Here is a 20,808-nt window from a genome sequence, read left to right as displayed (position 1 = left end):
CTGCGGCCCGCCGGGGCGCGGTGCGGGGCTCACCGCATGACCCGCGGCAGGCGCAGGCTCAGCAGGACCGTCAGGGCGACCATGCCCAGCTGGACCAGCAGCGTGACCGCGAGGGCGTCGCGCATGCCCGTCGTCGGGGCCAGGGCGAGGAAGAGGCTGCCCAGGGTGGCGACGCCGAGGGCGAGCGCGGACTGCTGGGTGGTGACCATGACGCCGCCGCCCACGCCGGCCCGGTCCGCCGGTACGTCCGAGAGCATCATCCGCATCAGCACGGGCAGTTGGAGGCCCTGGCCGAGGCCGGCGACGGCCACGCCCGGGGCGAGCGCCGCGAGCCCGAGGTCCGCCCAGCCGCGCAGGACGGCGAGGAGGATCAGGGCGATGCCGACGGCCTGGACGACGCCGCCCGCGGTGACGACCCGGCTGCCGAACCGGCCGACCAGCCGCGGCCCGGCGAGCGAGGCCGCGAAGAAGGCGAGCGCCATCGGCACGAGGGCGAGACCCGCCGCCACCGGCCCCATGCGCAGGCCCTGTTGCAGCACCACCGCGATGACGAACATGAACCCGCTGAAGCCGATCGAGAACGGCACCACCATGACGAGGCCCTGGCGCAGCGACTGGATGCGCAGCAGGCTCGGCGGCACCAGCGGTGTGCGTCCGAGCCGGTCGGCGCGGCGCTCGGTCAGGTAGAAGGCGGTGGCGGCGAACGGGAAGAGCGCGAGCGACAGCCACGTCCACAGCGGCCAGCCGGCGGCGCGTCCCTCGGTGAGCGGCAGCAGCAGGGACACCAGGGACAGGGCGAGCAGCAGCGTGCCCGGGACGTCGACCGAGGCCGGCCGGTCCGAACGGGTCTCGGGGACGGACCGGACCGCCAGGACCAGTCCGAGGAGCACCACCGGCACGTTGACCAGGAACACCGAGCGCCAGCCGAGACCGGCGACGTCGGCGGCGACCAGGACGCCGCCCAGGATCTGCCCGGCGACCATGGACAGCCCGGCGGTGGCCCCGTACAGGCTCATCGCCCGTGCCCGGCGCGGTCCCTGCGTGGTCGCCTGGATGGTGGCGAGCACCTGCGGCAGCATCAGGGCGGCCGCGGCGCCCTGCGCCACCCGCGCCCCGACCAGGGTCCCGGCGGTGGGGGCCACCCCGCACAGCAGCGAGGTGAGGCCGAAGGCCGCCATGCCGGTCAGGAAGAGCCGGCGCCGGCCGGTCATGTCGCCGAGGCGGCCGCCGAGCACGAGGAGGACGGCGTACGTGACGCCGTAGCCGCCGACGATCAGTTCCAGCGTGGCGGGGCCGGCGGCGAGGTCGCTGTCGATGGCGGGCAGCGCCACGTTGACGATGAAGAAGTCGATCAGGGGCAGGGCCGCGCCGAGCAGGACGGTGAACAGTCCGAGCGGGCCCATCGCCGCCGGGTGCCGGGGGCCGGGTGCGACCGCGGCCGGCGCCGGGTCCGGGCCCGTGGGGGCCGACGGGGAGGGGTGGGTGGTGCGTACCTTTGTTTCGCTCACACCGGAACGATCGCCCCACTCCCAGCCTGGTACCAGAGTGTTCTTATCCTGGTACAAGGACTACCTGGCAACGGGATGAGCAGTGCGGCACCCTGGTTCCATGACGACTGTGGCCCCGGAGAGCGACGTACGCCGGCACGAGCTGGCCGACTTCCTGCGCAGCCGCCGCGAGCGGATCACCCCCGAGCAGGTGGGGCTGCCGCGCGGGCGCCGGCGGCGCACCCCGGGATTGCGCCGCGAGGAGGTCGCCCAGCTCTCCGCCGTCGGCGTCACCTGGTACACCTGGCTGGAGCAGGCCCGCGAGATCCAGGTCTCCCCACAGGTCCTGGACGCGCTGGCGCGCGCCCTGCTGCTGGACGCCACCGAGCGCAGGCACCTCTTCTCGCTGGCCGGCACCCTCGACCCGACCCCGCACGCGACCTGCCCGAGCGTGACCCCGGCCCTACGGGCGATGCTCGACCAGCTCGGGCCGATCCCGGCCTGCATCCAGAACAGCCGGTACGACATCCTCGCGTACAACGCGACGTACGGGCGGCTGCTGTGCGACCTGGACGCGCTGGCTCCCGAGGACCGCAACTGCCTGTGGCTGGCGTTCACCGACGCGGACTGGCGGGCGTCGATGGTCGACGTCGCCGAGGTGAACCGCACGATCGTGGCCAAGTTCCGGGCCGCGATGGCGGAGCACCTCGCCGAGCCGGCCTGGAAGGCGCTGCTGGCGCGGCTGGAGGCCCGGTCGCCGGAGTTCCGGGAGCTGTGGGCACGGCACGAGGTGCTCGGCGTGGGCGCCAAGACGAAGTACGTCCGCAACGCGCACGTGGGTCTGCTGCACCTGGAGCACACCAACCTGTGGCTCGGGCCGGCGGCCGGCCCGCGCCTGGTGACGATGGTGCCGGTCGACGAGGAGAGCCGGGCCCGGCTGGAGCGGCTGGCCCGGCTGGAGCGCCTCGACCACCGGGAGCGGCCGGAGCCGCTGGAGCCGGAGCCCCGGCGGTCCCCGCAGCCGTCGGAACTCCGCGCGCCGGCGGCGGTCTGACGCGCCACCGCCCTGACACCGCCCCGCCCGCCCCGCCCGCCGCGACCCGCCCGCCGATCCCGTCGTGCTGCTTACGGCTGCCCGTCCAGGCCCTCCGGCAGCCGGCCCGTGTGGATCACGCCGAGCATCTGGGTGGCCCGGGTCAGGGCGACGTACAGATCGCTCGGCTCGTGGTCCGCGGGCTCCACGACGATCACCGAGTCGAACTCCAGCCCCTTGGCCTGCCGCGGGTCCAGCAGGACGACCGTACGGGTGAGGTCCGGCTCCTCCCCCGCCCGTACGCCGGGCAGCACGGCGGCCAGCGCCTCGTGCAGCGGGCGCGGCGCGATCACCGCCAGCCGGCCGTCCCGCCCCTCGTCGGCCGGGGTGGCGTCGCGCACCGCGTCCGCGACGGTACGGGCGAGGTCGTCCGTGCCCCGCACCCAGGGCCGCCGCCCCGTGGACCGCACCGAGCTCGGCGGCTCGAATCCGGGGTGGCGGGCCCGGAGCACGGCGGCCGCGACGTCCATGATCTCCGCGGGCGTGCGGTAGTTGACGCCGAGACGCACCAGCTCGAAGCGGTCCCCGACGTACGGGTCCAGGATCCGGTTCCACGATCCGCACCCGGCCTCGTCGCCGGTCTGGGCCGGGTCGCCCACCAATGTCATGGAGCGGGTGGGGCAGCGCCGCATCAGCAACCGCCAGGCCATCTCCGACAGTTCCTGCGCCTCGTCCACGATGACGTGTCCGAAGGCCCAGGTGCGGTCGGCGGCGGCCCGCTCGGCGGTGCTGCGGTGGTCGGCCTCCTCGTACCGCTCCGCCATCCGCTCCGCGTCGATGACGTCGTGCGCGGCGAGGAACTCGTTCTCCATGTCCTCGAACTCGTAGGACTCGGATCCCTGGGACAGGTCCAGGACGCCCTGCGCGTACGCGATGCGCTCCTGCCTCCGCCGCTCCTCGGCGGCGCGCTGCGCGGTGTCGTCGAAGCCGAGCAGCTCGGCGGCCTCGTCGAGCAGCGGGATGTCGGCCGGGGTCCAGTCCATCGTCTCGCGACGGATCAACTCTGCTTCGTGGGACGGCAGATGCGTGGGATCGGCGAGGAAGTCGGCGATGAGCCGGCGGGGTGTGAGCGGCGGCCACAGAGTGTCGATCGCGGCGTGCACCTCGGCGCTGGTCGCGATCTCCTTGCCGAGCTGCGCGACGTCGTCGGCGCCCAGCAGGTTGGGGCCGCCGAACGGATCGGCGCCGAGCCGGTCGGCGAGCTGCTGCGTGAGGGCGTCGATGACCCGGAACGCGAAGTAGGGGCGGGCCAGGTTGTGCGGCAGTCCGGTGGCGCGGGCCCGGTCCCGGGCCTCGTACGCCATGGTGCGGTCCAGGAGCAGGGTCCCGTAGTCGTCGTGGTCGATCTCCAGGGCCGGTTCGGGGACCACGGCACTGTCCTCGCCGCTGCCGGCGGGTACGGTCTCGGGCAGCGCCTGGCGGTCACGCACGACGCGCGCGAGGACCTCGGCCATCCGGGCGCGGCCCTTCACGGCGGCGGCGCCGGGCCGGTCGGTGCCGGTCGCCCGGACGCCGGGGAACAGCTCGCCGAGGGTGGACAGCAGTACGCCGGTCTCGCCGAGTGAGGGGAGCACCTCGCCGATGTAGCCGAGGAAGGCCGGGTTGGGTCCTACGATCAGCACGCCGCGCTTGGCGAGCAGCTCGCGGTGGGCGTAGAGCAGGTAGGCGGCCCGGTGCAGGGCGACGGCCGTCTTGCCGGTTCCCGGCCCGCCCTCCACGACCAGCACACCGCGGTGGGACGAACGGATGATGCGGTCCTGCTCGGCCTGGATGGTCTGCACGATGTCGTGCATGCGGCCCGTGCGGGCGGCGTCGAGCGCGGCGAGCAGCACGGCGTCCGCGTCGGCGCCCTCGTGGCCGGTGCGCTCGGTGTCGGTGAGGTCGAGGATCTCGTCGTGCAGGGCCGTGACCTCGCGCCCGCGGGTGGTGATGTGGCGGCGTCGGCGCAGCCCCATGGGGAAGTGGCCGGTCGCGAGGTAGAACGGGCGGGCCACCTCCGCCCGCCAGTCGAGGACCAGGGGGGTGCGGTCCGCGTCGTCCTGCCTGATTCCGATGCGGCCGATGTGGTGGTCCCGGCCGTCGGAGAACTCCAGGCGGCCGAAACACAGGCCGTTCTCGCCGGCGTTCAGCGCGGAAAGCAGGCCGGACTGCTCGGCGACGAGCACATCGCGTTCCAGTCGCGCCTGAAAGCCGCTGCCCGTTCCGGCCAGTGCGTCCTGCACGGCGCGTTCGGCCTGGTCGCGCAGGTCGTCGAGGCGCGCATAGAGCGCGTCGATGAATTGCTGTTCATTTCGGAATTCCACGGTTGACAATTCCACTCCCGACCCGATACGATGTCCCCGTAAAGCTTCTTCACGCCCTGCTTTCATCAGCGCGTGAAACGTCAAATATACCCAGTCGAATACCCCGGCCGTCAATTCGGTCCGGGGTATTTTTCGTGGTGCCGGGTCGTACCGGGTCGGGCGCGCAGGGCACGGCGTGGAGACGGGTCCTACCGGGTGGGCGCGGCGCCCATCATGCGGAGCATCGACCGGCCGCCGGTGCGGAAGAACCTCCACAGCAGGGCTCCGGCGAGCAGCAGGAACACGATGTTGAGCCAGGTCGTGTAGTCCCAGCTCACCCCCTCCATCGGGATCTCCGCGTCCGCCGGGTCGGGAATGAGGCCCAGGGCCCCGAAGCCGAACTCCACGACGTAGCCGGCGATCACCATGGCCGGGTAGAAGGTGCCGAGCAGGAAGAGCGCCATCCGCCTCCCGTAGTACTTCCGATAGATGTTGAGGATCGGCAGGATCAACAGGTCGGCGAAGATGAAGGCGACGACACCGCCGAAGCTGATGCCGCCCTTCCAGAGCACCACGGCCAGCGGGACGTTGCCGATGGAGCAGACGAACGAGGCGATCGCGACCAGCGGGCCGATGAGCGGACCCCACAGCTTCGCCGCGAGCGGGTGGCCCTCGAAGAAGAAGGACTGCCAGAAGGAGTCCGGCACCCAGGCGGCGATGACCCCGGCGACGAGCAGGCCGATCACCAGGTCCCGCAGGATGGCCGCCCACTCCATGGTGAAGATGTGCGCGGTCGAGGTGAAGCCGTCCGGGGACAGCAGCCGCCGGGCGAAGGAGCCCTCCCCCCGTACCGACATGTCCATCGCCGCGTGCCCCTCCATCGATCCGGCGAGCCCCCGCTCCGCCTGCTCGCGCGCCCGGCGCAGCAGCCCCTCGCGCAGGAACAGCCGGAACAGCACCGCCAGAACGATGATCATGACCGGGCCGCCGACGAACTCCGCCAGGGTGAACTGCCAGCCCAGCAGCAGGGCCAGGATCACCCCCAGCTCGATGACCAGGTTGGTGGAGGCGATCTCGAAGGCCATCGCGGCGGTGAAGTCGGCGCCCTTGCGGAACAGCGACCGCGCCAGCGCGACGGCGGCGTACGAACACGAGGACGAGGCCGAGCCGAGCCCGGCGGCGACGGCGAGGGTGCGGGGGCGGTCGTCACCGAGCAGGGAGACGACGGTGGACTTCCGCACCACGGCCTGGACGACGGCGGACAGGGCGAACCCCAGGATCAACGCCCAGGTGATCTGCCAGGTCATCGCACCGGTGATCGACAGTGCGTGCAGGATCGCGTGCATGTCCCCCGCCCTCCCTCCGTGGCCGCGGGGCGCCACCCTAGGCCGACCCCCGCGGCACCCGGACCGCCCGACGCGCGGGCCGGGCGCGCGTCACCCGGACGGCTCACCCGTCAGGCTTTCGGCGCCGTGCACTGCTTTGGTGGGTACAAGAGCTGTCCACCACATGGAGCACTCTCATGTATGAAATGCAGGTTGGTGAGGCGGCCTCAGGGCCTGGCCTCGTATGGCACGTCGTCGCCCGGGACCGCCGGGCCACCCTGTGCGGCCGCCCCCTCCAGCCGGGCGGCACCGCCGAAACGGACCACCACTGCATGGCGTGTATGACGGCCTTTCAGAACGTCATGCGGGAAGGGTCCGCAGAATCCTGACACGAGTGCCCGCCGCCGGCGATCCGGGGCCATCCGGGCACCAGCGGCGGGCGCCCACAGGCCCCACAAGGGGGCATCCCAAAGCAATCCTTATGGATCGGCGAGGATGCTACCGTTCCCCCTTATGAAGACGATCGGACTGCTCGGCGGAATGAGCTGGGAGTCGACTGCCGAGTACTACCGGCTGCTGAACGAACTCACCCGCGACCGGCTCGGGGGGCTGCATTCGGCCCGCTGCGTGCTGTACTCCGTGGACTTCGCGGAGATCGAGCAGCTCCAGGCCCGGGGCCGGTGGGCCGAGGCCGGTGAACTCCTCGCCGCGGCCGCCCAGCGCCTGGAAGCCGCCGGTGCGGACCTGGTGCTCATCTGCACGAACACCATGCACAAGGTCGCGGACCGGGTCCAGGCGGGCCTCTCGGTGCCGCTGCTGCACCTCGCCGACGCCACCGCCGACGCGGTGAAGACGGCCGGCCTGACCCGTATCGGGCTGCTGGGCACCGCATTCACGATGGAGCAGGAGTTCTACCGTGGCCGACTCTCGGCGGCCGGACTGGACGTGCGCGTCCCGGACGCCGAGGGGCGCGCCCTCGTCCACCGGGTCATCTACGAGGAGCTGTGCCGGGGCGTCGTCCGCGGGCCGTCGCGCGCCGCCTACCAGCGGGTCATCACCGATCTCGTCGCGGCCGGCGCCGAGGGGATCATCCTGGGCTGCACCGAGATCGAGCTGCTGATCGGAGCCGCGGACAGTCCCGTGCCCGTCTTCCCCACCGCACGGATCCACGCCGAGGCCGCGGTCGAGGCGGCGCTGTCCGCACACTGACGGCGCATCCGGCATCCGGCATCCGGCATCCGGCATCCTGCCCCGGGCTCCCTGCATCCGGGGCCGGCAACCCCGGGAAGCCTCCTTCGCGTCACGCACCCTCGGCCGGGCGTCCCGTGATGTCATACGGGGAAGCAGGCCGCGAGGGCGGCGGCACGGACCGGGCGGATCCATGGGCACACCTCGATCGGGCGCCGACGCGGGGGCGGACGGGGGCGGCCACGCACAGGAGGGGCGCCACGCCGACTGGCTCGAGCTCTTCTTCGACCTCGTCTTCGTGGCGCTCGCCGCCCAGCTCTCGCACGGCCTCCACGGCGACCCCGACCTGCGCGACTTCGCCGTCTTCGTCGGCCTCTACTTCCCGCCCTGGTGGCTGTGGATCAACCTGCTGGTCTCCGCGAACCTCTTCCCCGAAGACAGTCCCCGCCGCAGGCTGCTCATGCTGTCCGCCATGCTCTGCATCGCCGTCATGGCATGCGCCGTGCCCGAGGCCGCCACGGACCGCGGCTCCGTCTACGCCCTGGGGTACGCGGGAACCCGGCTGGTGCTGCTCGGGCTGTGGTGGCCGGCCACGAAGTACCCCGCGCCCCGGCGCGTCCCGCCCTGGCGCCCCCTGAGCTACTGCCTGGCGTCGGGCCTGCTGTGGGCCGCCTCCGCGGCCGTGCCCGCGCCCTGGCAGTACGCGATGTGGGCGGTGCTCATCGCGGCCGAGATGGCGCTCCTGCTCACGGCGCGCGGCCGCGGGCTCCCCGGCCGGCTGGACACCGGGCACATCGTCGAGCGCGTGGGGCTGTTCGTCATCATCGTGCTCGGCGAATCCGTGATCGCCCTGGTGACCTCCGCCGACCACGCCTGGACGCTGCGGGCCGGAGCCGTCGGCGTCCTGGGCTTCGTGCTGCTCTCCGCGCTGTGGTGGTCGTACTTCGACTTCGGCTCGACCTCGGCCGAGCTGATGCTCTCCAGGGCCGACGACCGTCAGGCCTACCTCCTCGCCCGGGACGTCGGCGGCTTCCTGCACTTCTTCGTGACCGCGGGCGTCCTGTGCATGGCCGCGGGCCTGGCCACCGCGGTGGAGGAGGCCGACCACGCCCATCTGCCGACCGGCGCGGTGTGGGTCCTCGCCGGCGGTCTGGCCCTCTACCACGCGGCCCACGCCGGCATCGCGCTGCGCTACGGGCGTTCGCCGGCCTCGGTCGCCGTGTGGGCCGTTCCCGGCGTCGGCATCCCGCTGCTCATCGTCCGGGCCGCCGGGCACCTCGCGCCCTGGCTGCTCGTCATGCTGCTGGCCGCCGAGGCGGTCGCGCACCTGCTCTACGCACGCATGATGCTCGGCCGCCGCCTCGGGGCGGCGGCCCCGCCCCGGCCCTGACCTCCGCGCCCGCCCCAAGGGGCCTTCACGGAGCAGCGGCCGGCTCCACCGGGAGGAGGTCCGGGCGCTTGGCCGTACGGAAGTCCCCCGAGGAGCGGCCGCGCAGGCGTCTGCCCAGCCACGGCCCGAGGAACGCGGCGGCCCAGCGCAGGTCGGCGGCGACGGTGGGCGCTGCCGCGGGATCGGGTGGCAGCGGGTGCGACCAGGAGTCGTCGCTGCCCGGCAGGCCGAGGGCGTGCGCGAGCGATGCGGCGATCCGCTGGTGGCCGAGCGCACTGGCGTGCAGCCGGTCCGCGCTCCACAGGCGGGGGTCGGTGACCACCGGATGGTGCCCCGTCTCGACGAGGACCACCCCGTGGCGGCCCGCCGCCGCGCGGATCCGGTCGTTGAGGGCGCTCACCCGCGGGGAGAGGGGGCGGGCGAGCGGGGTGATCCGTGCGAGGTCCGGGAAGGTCAGCGTGGCCACGCGCGCACCCTGGCCGGTGAGCGCGGCGAACATCGCCTCCAGGTGACCGGCGACCTCGTCGGCGTCGAACCGGGGCCGCAGCACGTCGTTGACCCCGGCGACCACGGTGGCCAGGTCCGGGCGCAGGGCGAGCCCGCGGCCGAGCTGCTCGGCGCGGACCTGGCCGGCCAGCCTGCCGCGGACGGCCAGGTTGGCGTACCGCAGGCCGGGGCTGTGCAGCGCGAGCTGCTCGGCGAGCCGGTCGGCGAGCCCGCGCAGCCCCGTGGTGTCGTCGCCGTCGCCGAGGCCCTCGGTCTGGCTGTCGCCCAGGGCGACGTACCGCAGGTACCGGTACGGGTGTTCAGTGTCCGGCACGGGCCGCCTCCCGCTCCCGCAGGACGGCGATCGTGCGCTCGCACCAGTCGCGGTTGCCCTGCTCGAAGGCGAGTCCGCGCAGGCAGGTCAGGTAGGGGCCGACGCGCTCGCCGTGGCGCAGGAAGTCCTCCTCGGTGCGGTCGCCGCGCATGGTGCGCAGCAGGCCCCCGAAGAGCTCCACCTTGGCCCGGGCGAAGGCGGCGCGTTCGGTGAGCCGGTCGACGAGCGTCGCGGTGTCGACGTGGTCGGCGGCCTGGACCGTGACGAGGAGGTCGTCGCGGATGGAGGCGGGCTTGGCCGCGGAGGCGGTGAACCGCTCCAGCTCGGCGAGGCCCGCGCCGGTGACGGTGAACAGGCGCTTGTTGGGCCGGGCGTCCTGGACCACTTCGCGGCCCGTGATCAGCCCGTCGTTCTCCAGCCGGGTCAGCTCGGCGTAGAGCTGCTGCGGGAGCGCGTGCCAGAAGTTGGCCACGCCGAGGTCGAAGGCCTTGGCCAGTTGGTAGCCGCTCAGTTCCTCGTCCAGCAGCGCCGCCAGTACGGCGTGGCGCAAAGCCATCGGATCGCCTCCTCTTCGTCGCTGCCGCCCCTGTTCCCGGACGCCTTCCGCATGATACTCAAGAATCTGACTAATCACATTGATGAGTAGCCATAGCTGAGCCGTAGTCGTAGCCGTAGCCGTAGCCGTAGCCGAACATCAGGGAGAAGCCGTGACCGCAGCAGACCGCTTCCGCGCCGCCGTCGACAGCCGTGACCTCACCGCCCTCGAGGACCTGTTCACCGAGGACGTGCGCCTGTACAGCCCCGTGAAGTTCCAGCCGTTCGAAGGCCGGCCGATGGTGCTCGGCCTCTTCGGGGTGCTGCTGCGCACCTTCGAGGACTTCCGCTACGTCGGGCAGTACGCGGGCAGTGCCGAGACCAGCGTCGACGGCGCGGTCGCCCCCTCGGAGATCCTCCTGTTCCGGGCGACGGTGAACGGCAAGGCGATCCACGGCATCGACCTGCTGCACTTCGCCGACGACGGCCGGATCAAGGAGTTCACGGTGATGGTCCGGCCGCAGTCGGCGGTGCACGCCCTGGGCGAGGCGGTCCTCGCGGGACTGGTCACCGACGGTCTGGCCCCGGCTCCGGCCGGGGGCGCCGTGGCTGGTTAGTCTGGGCGGCCTGGCGGCCGGGGCGGAACGGAATGCGGAATCCGGCCACGAAGCGCGACCGCGGGCACCGCGGGCGACGGAAGGGGGAGCCGCGGATGACCGTCACCACCCGCGTGGCACTGGCCACCTCGGACCTGGGGCTGGCCTGGGACGCCGACCTGCCGCTGATGCTGGAGGCGCTGCGCGCACGCGGTCTCGATGCGGTGGCGGCGCCCTGGGACGCCCCGGACTTCGACTGGTCGGCGTGCGCCGCCGTGGTCGTCCGGTCCACCTGGGGCTACCCGGAGCGGTGGGCGCAGTACCTGGCCTGGGCCGACGCGGTACAGGGCGTGACGCGGCTCGACAATCCCGCCGGGCTGCTGCGCTGGAACGCCGACAAGCGCTACCTCGGGGAGCTCGCGGCGCGGGGCGTCCCCGTCGTGCCGACCCGGTTCATCGCCCCCGGCGAGGCCGTCGACCTGCCGGGGCACGGCCAGTTCGTCGTCAAGCCGGCCGTCTCGGCCGGAGCGCGGGACACCGCGCGGTACGCCGAGCACCATCACGACCTGGCGGCCGCGCACGTCGCGGCCCTGCACGCGGGCGGCTCGACCGCGATGGTGCAGCCGTACCTGTCCCGGATCGACGAGGGCGAACGGGCACTCGTCCTCCTCGGCGGCGTGTTCAGCCATGCGATCCGCAAGGGGCCGGTGCTGACCGACGTCGGGGTGGTCGACAACGACCGCGTACCGCATCCGGACCTGGTGCCGCACCGGCCGTCCGAGGCCGAACTGGCCCTGGCCGGGGCCGCGCTGGCGGCCGTCCCGGGGGCGGCGGCCCCGCTGTACGCGCGGGTCGACATCGCCTCGGCGGACGACGGATCGCCGGTCGTGATGGAACTGGAGCTCGTGGAACCCAACCTCTTCATGGGCCACGGTGAGCACGGGCTGCGGCGCTTCACCGACCTCGTCCACGAGCGCGCCACGGCCGGCTGAGCTCAGGGGGAGCCGCGCCGGCTGATGCGGGCGGCTACCGGCAGGTGGTCGCTGCCCGTCGCGGGCAGCGTCCGGAGCCGGGTGACGGTCGCCGAGCGGGTCAGGACCTGGTCGATCCGGGCCAGCGGCAGCGACGCAGGCCAGCTGAACGCGAAGTCCCGGCTCGGCCGCTCCAGCCGGGAGACGACCGGGGCCAGCCCCCGGTCGTCGACGGTGCCGTTGAGGTCGCCGAGCAGGATCAGGGGTCCGGCCGGCTCCGCGGCGATCGCGGCGCCGAGCAGGCGGGCGCTCTCGTCCCGCCGTACGGAGTCGAACCCGTGCGCCGGGCCGAGCCGTACGGAGGGCAGGTGCGCCACGTACACGGCGACGTCGCCGTGCGGAGTACGGGCGGTGGCCCTCAGCCCGCGGTTCCAGCCCTCCCCCACACCCGCCGGCCTGATGTCCACCGGCATCACCTGGGCGAGGGGGTGCTTCGACCAGAGTCCGACCGTGCCCTGCACCGCGTGGTACGGGTACTGCGGCGCCAGCACCGCGGCGTAGGCCGGCGCGGCGGCGGGCGTCAGCTCCTCCAGCGCGAGGAGGTCGGCCCGGGTCCCGGCCAGGGCGCGGGCGGTGCCCACCGGATCCGGGTTCTCGTCGCCGACGTTGTGCTGGACGGCGAGGAGATCGGGGGTCTGGTCGTCGCCGGGGAGCAGGAAGCCGCCGAACAGGCCCAGCCAGGCGGTGGCGGGCAGCAGTACCGCGCAGGCGGCCACGGCCGAGCGGCGCAGCAGCGCCAGGGCCGCGAGGACCGGGACGGCCAGGCCGAACCAGGGCAGGAACGCCTCCAGCAGGCTGCCGGGGCGGCCCGCCACCTCGGGTACCGCGCCGTGGAATACCAGCAGGCAGCCGACGAGGACCGCGAGCCCGGTGAGCACGCGCCCCCGCCCTCGTTCCCGCCCGCGCCACGGCCGGAGCCACCCCCGCTCGCCCACGCGCCCCGCTCCCCCGCTCCCCCGCTCCGCCCGCATCGTGACGGGCGCACGACACCGCACGACGCCGGCACGACACCCCACGACGCCGCACGACGCCGCGCGTACCACGACGCGCCGGACGCCGGTCCGGTTCCCCTCAGGCCGCGGGCCCGGCGGGCGCACGGCCGGGAACGGCGCCGACCCGGGCGAGGACGAGGACCGTGTCGTCGGTCGCCGTGTCGCGCAGCAGGTTGGCGAGGATCCGGTCGGCCGCCTGCTCCAGTGAGCCCAGCGGCGCGCGCAGCTGCTCGCGCAGCGCGTCCATGCCGGTGTCGATGTCCTGGCCGCGGACTTCGACGAGCCCGTCGGTGTACAGGGCCACGACGGCGCCCTCGGGCAGTTCCACCTCGACCGACCGGTACGGGACGCCGCCCACGCCGAGCGGGACGCCGGGCACGTCGCCCACGGTGTGCACGCTCCCGTCCCGGTGCCGGACCAGGGGCGGGGGGTGGCCGGCGTTGGCGATGCGGGCGCGGCCGGTGTGGGGGTCGTAGAGCAGGTACAGGCAGGTCGCCCACTCGATGCCGGCCTCCTGGGCGCAGAGGTCGAGCTCTTCGAGCAGGGCGACGGGCTCCGGATTGTGCCGGGCGAGCGTCTTGGCGGTGATCCGCAGCCGCCCCATGGCCGCGGCGGCCGGGACGCCGTGCCCCATCACGTCACCCACGACGAGGGCCACCCGGTCCCCGGGCAGGGCGATGGCGTCGTACCAGTCGCCGCCGACCTCGGTGCCGCGGCTTCCGGGCAGGTAGCGGTGGCTGATGTCCACGTACGGGCCGGCCGCGGGGGCGCTCGGCAGCAGGGCCCGCTGGAGGGTGAGCGCGATGTCCCGGACCCTTCCGTACAGCCGGGCGTTGTCCAGGCACAGGGCGGCCCGGGAGGCCAGTTCGCCGGCGAGGCCGAGGTCCTCCTCGGCGAAGGCCGGCCGGGCGGCGGAGCGGCCGAACATGGCGAGGCCCTGCACGGTGCCGCGGGCGATGAGCGGGGCGATGACGATGCAGGCCAGCCCGCTGTCCAGGAGCAGCCTGGCCCGCTGCTGGTGGACGACGGTCCGGGTCGCGAACTCCTCGTCGACCGTGAAGCAGAGCGGACGTCCCGAGCCCAGCATCTGGTGGATGCTGGAGCCCGGCGGGTACGTGACCTCCTCCAGACCGCTCACGAGTTCGACGGCGGGTTCGGGGAGGACGGTGCCGGAGGCGATCCGTCGGGTCATCAGGGGCAGTCCGGGGTCGAAGTCCTCGGTCTCGTCCATCCACTCCACCAGTTCGACGACGCAGGCGTCGCAGAACTCCGCAACCACCGCGGCGACCAGCTCGCGGGCGGTGGTGTTCAGGTCCAGGGTGGTGCCGATGCCGGCCGCGGCCCGGTCGAGCAGGGCGAGGCGCTGCCGGGCGGCCGTCGCCTCCAGGATGGCCTGCTCCCGGTCGGTGACGTCGAGCAGCAGTCCGCCCAGGCCGCGCCGGGTGTCGCCGGCACCGCTGAGCGGGAAGAAGCTGACCGAGCGCACCTGGTCGCGGTCGGGGCGGCCGGGCGTGCGCAGACCCACGAGGGCGCCGATCACGGTCCTCCCCTCCTGGGCCACGGTGCGCAGCATGCGCTGGTACTCCCCGCCGTCCGAGGTGATCATGATGTCCGCCATCGGGCGGCCCAGGTGCGCGTCGAGCGGGACCCCGTCCATGTCGGCCAGGGCCTGGTTGAGGTGGACGTAGCGCAGGTCCTCGTCCAGCATGACCAGGCCGATCGGGCAGGTCTCGAAGAGGGCGTCGAGGAAGGACAGGTTGGTCTTCACCCGGTCCAGCTCGTCGCCCCGGCTCGCCAGGCCCAGGACGACGGAGGCACCGGTGGCCCCGGTCAGCGGGAAGACCCGGAAGCCGCAGTCGAACACGCTGCCGTCCCGGTGGAGGGCGGGCAGCCGTACGCGCCAGTAGCCGAGGGTGCGGGCGCGTTCCGCGAGGTGTGCTGCGGCGCCGGGGCCGTCGTCACCGGGGGCCGGCTCGGGGAAGAGGAGGGAGGCGGGCCGTGCCAGCACCGACGCGGCCTCGTGGCCGAAGAGGCTCTGTGCGCCGGGGCCCCAGTAACAGATGCGGTCCTCGTCGTCGAAGCCGAGGACGGCCACCACCACGTGCTCCAGCAAGGACCCCGGTTCGGACCGGAGCGGGCCGGGATCCTGCGCGTCCCCCCGCCGGTCCGATGGCATCGGCAGGCCCCCTTCTGCGCGCGGCTCGCGCGTGGCTGACCGGCGCCCGCACGGCGGACACGGGCTGCCCCCTCAATTCTGCCCGGCATCGGGAGGGAGGACATCACGGCGGCGCACGGGAGCGGCGCGGTGACCGTCGGTCACATCCCGCAGGGGGAGTGCGGGGGTCCCCACCGCTCCCCGGGTTGACCCCGCGGCGGCGGCGGGGCTGGTCGGGGGCGGTTTCCCGGTGCGGCGGCCGATGGGCAACAGGAAACCCGTCGACCCCCCGGCCGGACCGGGCAAGTCTGAGGACGTCAACACACCGGCCCCATCGAGGCAACCCAACAGGGGGACATGATGCGCAAGATGCTCCGCGGCGCCGCCGCACTCGCCACCGCCGCCGCAGCCGTCGTGGCACTGGGCGGCGCGGCCGACGCCAGGCCCGCCGACGACTGGGCCGGCTGTCCGTACGGGTCGGTCTGCATCTACCCGCAGGACCAGAACCCGGCCGTCAAGCCGAGCCACATCTTCACCAGCTACGGAGCCCACAACCTGAGCAACCAGTACGGCAACCACTGGGTCCTCAACAACCAGTACGGCGGGGCCACCGCGAGCCTGTGCACCGGCTCGGGCGGTGCGGGCTGCGGGGCGCCCATCGCCCAGCAGCGGGGCGTCTACGCCAACCTCACGCCGATCAACTCCATCACCCTCAACCGGCCGTAGCCGGACGCACGTTGGCAGCCTTCCGGATCCGCCGCTCCCCCGGCGCCCCCGGAGGGCTGCGGCGCGTGCGCGATCGCGCCACGCCGGGACCGGCGCGCGCCCGGCCGTCCCACCCCCGCGGTAGCCTGGGACCTTCCATCTCACAACCTGGGCTCGCTGTGCCATGGGGGATGCCGTGGGGGACCCGGACCGCGGACGCAATGCCGACCACCAGCACGACGCACCCGAGGCCGACCGGGCCGACGGTGCCACCGAGACCACCGAAGGCGCCGCCGCGTCCTTCCCCGTCCAGTTGCGCCGGCTGCGGGTGCAGCGCGGTCTCTCGCTGGCCGATCTGGCCCGGCGGACGCACTACAGCAAGGGCTACCTGAGCAAGATCGAGACCGGCGCCAAGCGCGTCACCCACGACGTCGCCCTGCGCTGCGACCGGGTGCTGGAGGCCGGAGGGAGCCTCTTGCAGCTGGTCCCGGATCCGGAAGTCCCCCGGGCCCGGACGGGGTCCGGACCGCAGCCGGGACCGCAGCCCGGACCGCAGCCCGGGGCGCAGTCGGCGGGCGAGTGCCCTTACCGCGGACTCGCCGCGTTCACCTCGCGCGACGCGGGCTGGTTCTTCGGTCGCGACCGGGTGACCGCCGCCCTCGCCGAACGGGTCTTCGAACGGATCGGCAGCGGCCCGCTGGTGCTCGTCGGCCGGTCGGGCGCCGGCAAGTCGTCCCTGCTCAGCGCCGGTCTCGTACCGGCCCTGCGGCGCACGGGAGGCTTCCCGATGGCGGGCGCCGACGGATGGCCGATCGTACGGTTCACGCCGACCGCCCACCCCCTCCAGGAGCTGCTGGACTGCACCGCGAAGGTGCTCGGCGGCGATCTCGGCATCACCGTACGGGAGTTGCGCGAGCGGCCGCGGCGGCTGCTCGAAGCCGTCCACGGCCTCGCGGACGACGCCCCGGCGGAGGCCCGGGAGGGCAGGAAAGGCGGGGAAGGCGGGGAAGGCGGGGAAGGCGGGGAAGGCGGGCGGCCCACCGTCCGGCCGGTTCTGCTCGTCGACCAGTTCGAGGAGCTCTTCACCCTCTGCTCCGACGAGGACGAGCGGCGCGGATTCGTCCACGTGCTGTGCGCCCTTTCCGCCGCGGAGCCGGGGCCCGAGCCGGCAGTGCACGACCCGGCCGTCGTGGTGCTCGGCGTCCGGGCCGACTTCACCGGCAGCTGCCTGGACCTCCCCGAGCTGGCGCCGGTCTTCACCGACGGGCTGTTCGTCCTCCCCCCGATGTCCGTGGCGGAGCTGCGCGAGTCCGTCACCCGCCCGGCGGAGCTCGCCGGGCTCACGCTCGAACCGGGCCTCGTCCCGCTGCTCCTGCGGGACGCGGGCCTGCGCACGGAACCCGGTGCGGTCGCCGCACCGGCGGCCGGGCCCGGTGACACTCCGTCCGGCGCGCTGCCGCTGGTGTCGCACGCGCTGATGGCGACCTGGCAGCGGCGCGCCGGAGCCACCCTGACGGTGGCGGGGTACGAGGACTCGGGTGGTATCCAGGGCGCCGTCGCGCACACCGCCGAAAGCGTGTTCGCCCGCCTGTACCCGGCCGAGCAGCGGACGATCCGGCGGATCCTGGTGGCGCTGGTGCACGTCGCGGACGATGCCGGGGCGACCCGGCGGCGCATGGGCCGGACCGCGCTGATGGAGCGGTTCGGTGAGGCGGACCGGGCCGCGCCGGCCCTGGACGCGTTCGTCCGGGCCCGGCTGATCACGATGGACAGCGACACCGTCGAGATCACCCACGAGGCGCTGCTGCACGCCTGGCCGCGGCTGCGCGGCTGGATCCACGCCGACCGGGACGGGCTGCTGGTCCACCGGCAGCTGGGCCAGGCGGCCGAGGAGTGGGAGCGCGAGGGCCGTGATCCGTCGGTCCTGTACCGCGGGACCCGGCTCGAAGGTGCCCGGGTGTGGGCCGAGGAACTGGACGGTACGAGCCGGCTCAGCCCCCGGGAGGCGGCCTTCCTGGGCGCGAGCCTGGCCGCGGAAGGGGCCCGGCGGGCCCAGGAGCGGCGTCAGGTCAAGCGCCGGCAGGGGATGCTGGCGCTGCTCGTCGTCCTGCTGGCCCTGGCCCTGACCGCGGGGGCACTGGCGTACCGGCAGCGGGAGGGGGCACTCGGCCTGGAGCGCATCGCCCGTTCGCAGGCCCTCGCGGTCCGGTCGACCTCCCTCGCCACCGGTCAGCCCGAGGCCTCGATGCGGCTCGCCGAGGAGGCGTACCGCACCCGGGCGACGCCCGAGGCGCGGGGCGCCCTGCTGAGTACGCAGGCCCAGCCGTTCCTCGCCCGCCTGGGCGGGCACGGCGGCCCGGTCAACGCGGTGGCGTTCGGCCCGGGCAACGGGCTGCTCGCAAGTGCCGGTTCGGACGGGAGGGTGCTGCTGCGGCGGGTCTCGGACCGGCGGACGACGGCGACCCTGACCATGCCGGGCCGGGTGCGCGGGATCGCCTTCGGCCCCGGCGGCCGCAGCCTCGCGGCGACGTCCACGGACGGGCCGGTGCGGCTGTGGGACACGGCGGGCCGCCTCCTCGGGGTGCTCCCGCCGCAGACGGCGGACGCGCGGGCCGTGGCCTTCTCCCCCGACGGGCACACGCTCGCCGTGGCGGGCGCCGACGGAACGGTCGGCCTGTGGGATCCCGAGGACGGCGGGTCGGCGGTCGCGCTGCTCACCGGCCACACCGGGCGGGTCAACGCCCTGGCGTACGCGCCGGACGGCCGCACGCTCGTGTCGGCGGGCACCGACCGGACCGTACGGCTGTGGGACCCGGTGGCGGCCCGTCAGCTCGCCGTCCTCGAGGGTCACACCGGCGAGGTGCTCGGGGTGGCGTTCGCGCCGGACGGGCGGACGGTGGCCTCCGGGGGCGCCGACCGGACCGTGCGGCTGTGGGACGTGGCACAGCGGAGTACGACGGCGACGCTGGCGGGGCACAACGACGACGTCAACGCGGTCGTCTTCACCCCGGACGCCGCCACGGTCGTCAGCGCGAGCGGCGACGGCACCACCCGGTTGTGGGACGTGCGCAGCGGCCGGCTGACCTCGACGCTGTCCGGGCACACCGACTACGTGCTCGCGGTCGCGGTGGACTCCGGCGGGACGATGCTGGCCACCGCCGCCTTCGACCAGTCGGTGGTGCTGTGGGACCTGCGCGGGCCGGTGCTGACGCCGCGACCGTTCACCGAGATCTGGCACGCCGCGTACAGCCCGGACGGGAGGCTGCTGGCCACCGCGGACGCCGATCACACGGTCCTGCTGTGGGACGTGGCGGGGCGGCGGGTGGTGGCGGCGTTCCCGGGGCACACGGAGACGGTGTTCTCGGTGGCCTTCTCCCCGGATGGGCGGACGCTGGCCTCGGCGGGCTCCGACGGGACGGTGCGGCTGTGGGACGTGGCCTCCCGTACGGCCCTGGGCACGCTCACCGGGCACGGCGGGACCGTATTCGCGGTGGCCTTCTCGCCCGACGGGCGGACGCTGGCCTCGGCGGGCTCCGACGGGACGGTGCGGCTGTGGGACCTGGCCTCCCGTACGGCCCTGGGAACACTCACCGGGCACACGGACTTCGCGAACGACGTGGCGTTCAGCCCGGACGGCCGTACGCTGGCGAGCGCCGGAGACGATCTGACGGTACGTCTGTGGGACGTGTCCGGACGCCGGCCGCTGGCCACGCTGACCGGCCACGCGGGCGCGGTGCGGGCCGTCGCGTTCGCGCCGGACGGGCGGACCCTGGCCAGCAGCGGCAACGACGGCACCGTACGGCTGTGGGACGCCCGGCGGTTCGGGGCCGGGGCCGTGCTGGCCGGGCACACCGGATCCGCCCGCGCCGTCGCGTTCTCCCCCGACGGGCGGACGCTCGCCAGCAGTGGCAACGACCGTACGGTACGGCTGTGGGACGTGGCCGGCAGGCGGCTGTGGGCCGCTCTGACGGGGCACACCAGCGCGGTGTGGGGGGTGGTCTTCTCGCCCGACGGGCGGACGGTGGCCAGCAGCAGCAACGACGGCACGGTTCGGCTGTGGAACCCGGACGCCGGGGCCCGGCTGGCGGAGATCGGCCGGCTGCACGCGACGCAGCAGCCCTGACGGGCGGAGGTTTCCCCGGGGGTTTCCCGTTGCCCGTTCGAGTGGGGTGACGCCGGAACCTCGACGCGGGCCGGACCCGGCCGACAGGCTCGGTCCGGCAACGCCCTCCCATGGCTACGAGAATCGAGGTTCCCGCATGCTTCGCCGGTCCGGTCCCATCGGCACACTCATCGCACTCCTGGTCTGTCTCCTGTGGAGCCCGGCGTCGGCGTCGGCCGCCGACGGTTCGTGCCGGGTCCTGGCCCCGGGGGCGTCCGCCGCCGCCGAGCGGGCCGTCGAGGCCGCCTGCGCCCAGGTCGCGGCCGGCGTCTGGTACACGTGGGGCGGCGGCCACGGCGCGCAGCCCGGCCCCACGTACGGGCAGGTGGACCCCACGGATCCGGCCAGCGAACACGACCCCGAGCGGCTCGGGTTCGACTGTTCGGGACTGGTGCGCCACGCCTACGCCCGGGCCACCGGCTCCGACATCCTCGACGGGGACGCCAGTGCCCAGTACTACACGCACCACGCGGCCGAACGCTTCACCGCGGCCCAGGGGACGGCTCCGCTGCTCCCCGGCGACCTGCTGGTCTGGGGGAACTCGCGGGACCTGCACCACATCGCGGTGTACCTGGGGGCGGGGAGGATGGCGGAGGCCCGGCAGTCCGGTACGAAACTGATGGTCAGTGACGTCCGGCTGGACGGCGACTACCACGGCGCGGTGCGGATCGACCCGGGCCCGGTGACCGGGCACGTGTTCCGGACCTGGGGCACCGGTGTCTGGACGAAGGCCGAGCCGTCGACCGCGTCCGCACGGGTCTACGCCTTCCCGGGGCCGACCACGATCCGCGTCCAGTGCCAGAAGCACGCGGAGGAGGTCACCGCCGACGGCTACACCAACGACGCCTGGTCCTATCTGCCCGACTACAGGGCTTGGGTCACCAACATCTACGTCCAGGGCGCCGCTTGGCTGGAAAACGTCCCTGCGTGCACCTTCTGAGGCGGTACGCGGCTCGGACCCCGTCCGACCGGCACGTACGATCGCAAGCCGGGGACCTGACCGTTTTCACGGCGGGGGTCCGCGACGCGAAACCCTTCCCGTCATCTC

Annotated in this window: 15 protein-coding genes; 8 read left to right on the top strand and 7 right to left on the bottom strand. The window is 74.0% G+C overall.

Translation table 11 applies throughout. The features are described from left to right. Window positions 1-29 precede the first annotated feature (29 nt). The gene (locus ACIPK4_RS13980; protein ID WP_402312953.1) at window positions 30-1,403 is read right to left on the bottom strand and encodes an MFS transporter; all 1,374 of its coding nucleotides are present in this window, start codon (window positions 1,401-1,403) and stop codon (window positions 30-32) included. A gap of 205 nt (window positions 1,404-1,608) precedes the next feature. Here ACIPK4_RS13980 and ACIPK4_RS13975 point away from each other — a divergent pair, with 205 nt between their 5' ends. Then, window positions 1,609-2,541, top strand: coding sequence for a helix-turn-helix domain-containing protein (locus ACIPK4_RS13975; RefSeq protein WP_402312324.1), 933 nt, complete (start codon window positions 1,609-1,611; stop codon window positions 2,539-2,541). 71 nt (window positions 2,542-2,612) lie between these two features. On the opposite strand, the gene ACIPK4_RS13970 is transcribed toward ACIPK4_RS13975, so the two are convergent. Further along, window positions 2,613-4,949: a HelD family protein gene (locus tag ACIPK4_RS13970; RefSeq protein ID WP_402312321.1), complete on the bottom strand. Its 2,337-nt coding sequence runs from the start codon at window positions 4,947-4,949 to the stop codon at window positions 2,613-2,615. A 122-nt stretch (window positions 4,950-5,071) separates the two neighbouring features. Then, window positions 5,072-6,208, bottom strand: a complete 1,137-nt coding sequence (locus ACIPK4_RS13965; protein ID WP_402312318.1) for a permease — start codon at window positions 6,206-6,208, stop codon at window positions 5,072-5,074. A 492-nt stretch (window positions 6,209-6,700) separates the two neighbouring features. On the opposite strand from ACIPK4_RS13965, the gene ACIPK4_RS13960 reads away from it, so the two are divergent. Further along, entirely contained in the window at window positions 6,701-7,396 is a 696-nt protein-coding gene (locus tag ACIPK4_RS13960) for an aspartate/glutamate racemase family protein (RefSeq protein ID WP_402312315.1), read from the top strand. A gap of 172 nt (window positions 7,397-7,568) precedes the next feature. Then, window positions 7,569-8,765 (top strand): low temperature requirement protein A, encoded by a 1,197-nt coding sequence (locus ACIPK4_RS13955; protein ID WP_402312312.1) that lies wholly within the window; start codon window positions 7,569-7,571, stop codon window positions 8,763-8,765. A 25-nt stretch (window positions 8,766-8,790) separates the two neighbouring features. On the opposite strand, the gene ACIPK4_RS13950 is transcribed toward ACIPK4_RS13955, so the two are convergent. Both ACIPK4_RS13950 and ACIPK4_RS13945 read right to left on the bottom strand, forming a co-directional pair. Beyond that, window positions 8,791-9,585: an SGNH/GDSL hydrolase family protein gene (locus ACIPK4_RS13950; protein ID WP_402312310.1), complete on the bottom strand. Its 795-nt coding sequence runs from the start codon at window positions 9,583-9,585 to the stop codon at window positions 8,791-8,793. Then, on the bottom strand, window positions 9,572-10,141 hold the full coding sequence (locus ACIPK4_RS13945) for a PadR family transcriptional regulator (RefSeq protein ID WP_402312307.1): 570 nt from the start codon (window positions 10,139-10,141) through the stop codon (window positions 9,572-9,574). Before ACIPK4_RS13945 ends, ACIPK4_RS13950 begins: the two co-directional genes overlap by 14 nt. A gap of 151 nt (window positions 10,142-10,292) precedes the next feature. On the opposite strand from ACIPK4_RS13945, the gene ACIPK4_RS13940 reads away from it, so the two are divergent. Then, on the top strand, window positions 10,293-10,736 hold the full coding sequence (locus ACIPK4_RS13940) for a nuclear transport factor 2 family protein (RefSeq protein ID WP_402312305.1): 444 nt from the start codon (window positions 10,293-10,295) through the stop codon (window positions 10,734-10,736). 95 nt (window positions 10,737-10,831) lie between these two features. Beyond that, on the top strand, window positions 10,832-11,707 hold the full coding sequence (locus ACIPK4_RS13935; RefSeq protein WP_402312302.1) for a RimK family alpha-L-glutamate ligase: 876 nt from the start codon (window positions 10,832-10,834) through the stop codon (window positions 11,705-11,707). Between the two features lie 2 nt (window positions 11,708-11,709). Here ACIPK4_RS13935 and ACIPK4_RS13930 read toward each other — a convergent pair whose 3' ends face one another. Next, window positions 11,710-12,717 carry an endonuclease/exonuclease/phosphatase family protein gene (locus ACIPK4_RS13930; RefSeq protein ID WP_402312951.1) on the bottom strand — a complete coding sequence of 336 codons (1,008 nt, stop codon included), beginning with the start codon at window positions 12,715-12,717 and terminating at the stop codon, window positions 11,710-11,712. Window positions 12,718-12,817: 100 nt separating this feature from the next. Then, entirely contained in the window at window positions 12,818-14,914 is a 2,097-nt protein-coding gene (locus tag ACIPK4_RS13925) for a SpoIIE family protein phosphatase (RefSeq protein WP_402312299.1), read from the bottom strand. Window positions 14,915-15,253: 339 nt separating this feature from the next. Here ACIPK4_RS13925 and ACIPK4_RS13920 point away from each other — a divergent pair, with 339 nt between their 5' ends. From ACIPK4_RS13920 to ACIPK4_RS13910, 3 genes are all read left to right on the top strand, one after another. Further along, window positions 15,254-15,619, top strand: a complete 366-nt coding sequence (locus tag ACIPK4_RS13920) for a hypothetical protein (RefSeq protein WP_054220748.1) — start codon at window positions 15,254-15,256, stop codon at window positions 15,617-15,619. Window positions 15,620-15,794: 175 nt separating this feature from the next. Next, window positions 15,795-19,721 (top strand): helix-turn-helix domain-containing protein, encoded by a 3,927-nt coding sequence (locus ACIPK4_RS13915; RefSeq protein WP_402312296.1) that lies wholly within the window; start codon window positions 15,795-15,797, stop codon window positions 19,719-19,721. A 136-nt stretch (window positions 19,722-19,857) separates the two neighbouring features. After that, complete coding sequence (locus ACIPK4_RS13910) at window positions 19,858-20,700, top strand: C40 family peptidase (RefSeq protein WP_402312294.1); 843 nt, start codon at window positions 19,858-19,860, stop codon at window positions 20,698-20,700. The last annotated feature ends 108 nt before the right edge of the window (window positions 20,701-20,808 follow it).

The sequence above is a fragment of the Streptomyces sp. NPDC086989 genome (assembly GCF_044745505.1).
Taxonomy (GTDB): Bacteria; Actinomycetota; Actinomycetes; order Streptomycetales; family Streptomycetaceae; genus Streptomyces.
The sequence above is the reverse complement of the archived record's forward strand: the minus strand, read 5'-3'. Positions and strand labels throughout refer to the sequence as shown.

Bases quoted from the DNA above. Each gene is read 5' to 3' on its own strand.
- ACIPK4_RS13980 (WP_402312953.1), bottom strand. From the start codon at position 1,403: ATGGGCCCGCTCGGACTGTTCACCGTCCTGCTCGGCGCGGCCCTGCCC.
- ACIPK4_RS13975 (WP_402312324.1), top strand. From the start codon at position 1,609: ATGACGACTGTGGCCCCGGAGAGCGACGTACGCCGGCACGAGCTGGCC.
- ACIPK4_RS13970 (WP_402312321.1), bottom strand. From the start codon at position 4,949: ATGAAAGCAGGGCGTGAAGAAGCTTTACGGGGACATCGTATCGGGTCG.
- ACIPK4_RS13965 (WP_402312318.1), bottom strand. From the start codon at position 6,208: ATGCACGCGATCCTGCACGCACTGTCGATCACCGGTGCGATGACCTGG.
- ACIPK4_RS13960 (WP_402312315.1), top strand. From the start codon at position 6,701: ATGAAGACGATCGGACTGCTCGGCGGAATGAGCTGGGAGTCGACTGCC.
- ACIPK4_RS13955 (WP_402312312.1), top strand. From the start codon at position 7,569: ATGGGCACACCTCGATCGGGCGCCGACGCGGGGGCGGACGGGGGCGGC.
- ACIPK4_RS13945 (WP_402312307.1), bottom strand. From the start codon at position 10,141: ATGGCTTTGCGCCACGCCGTACTGGCGGCGCTGCTGGACGAGGAACTG.
- ACIPK4_RS13935 (WP_402312302.1), top strand. From the start codon at position 10,832: ATGACCGTCACCACCCGCGTGGCACTGGCCACCTCGGACCTGGGGCTG.
- ACIPK4_RS13930 (WP_402312951.1), bottom strand. From the start codon at position 12,717: ATGCGGGCGGAGCGGGGGAGCGGGGGAGCGGGGCGCGTGGGCGAGCGG.
- ACIPK4_RS13925 (WP_402312299.1), bottom strand. From the start codon at position 14,914: ATGCCATCGGACCGGCGGGGGGACGCGCAGGATCCCGGCCCGCTCCGG.
- ACIPK4_RS13920 (WP_054220748.1), top strand. From the start codon at position 15,254: ATGCGCAAGATGCTCCGCGGCGCCGCCGCACTCGCCACCGCCGCCGCA.
- ACIPK4_RS13910 (WP_402312294.1), top strand. From the start codon at position 19,858: ATGCTTCGCCGGTCCGGTCCCATCGGCACACTCATCGCACTCCTGGTC.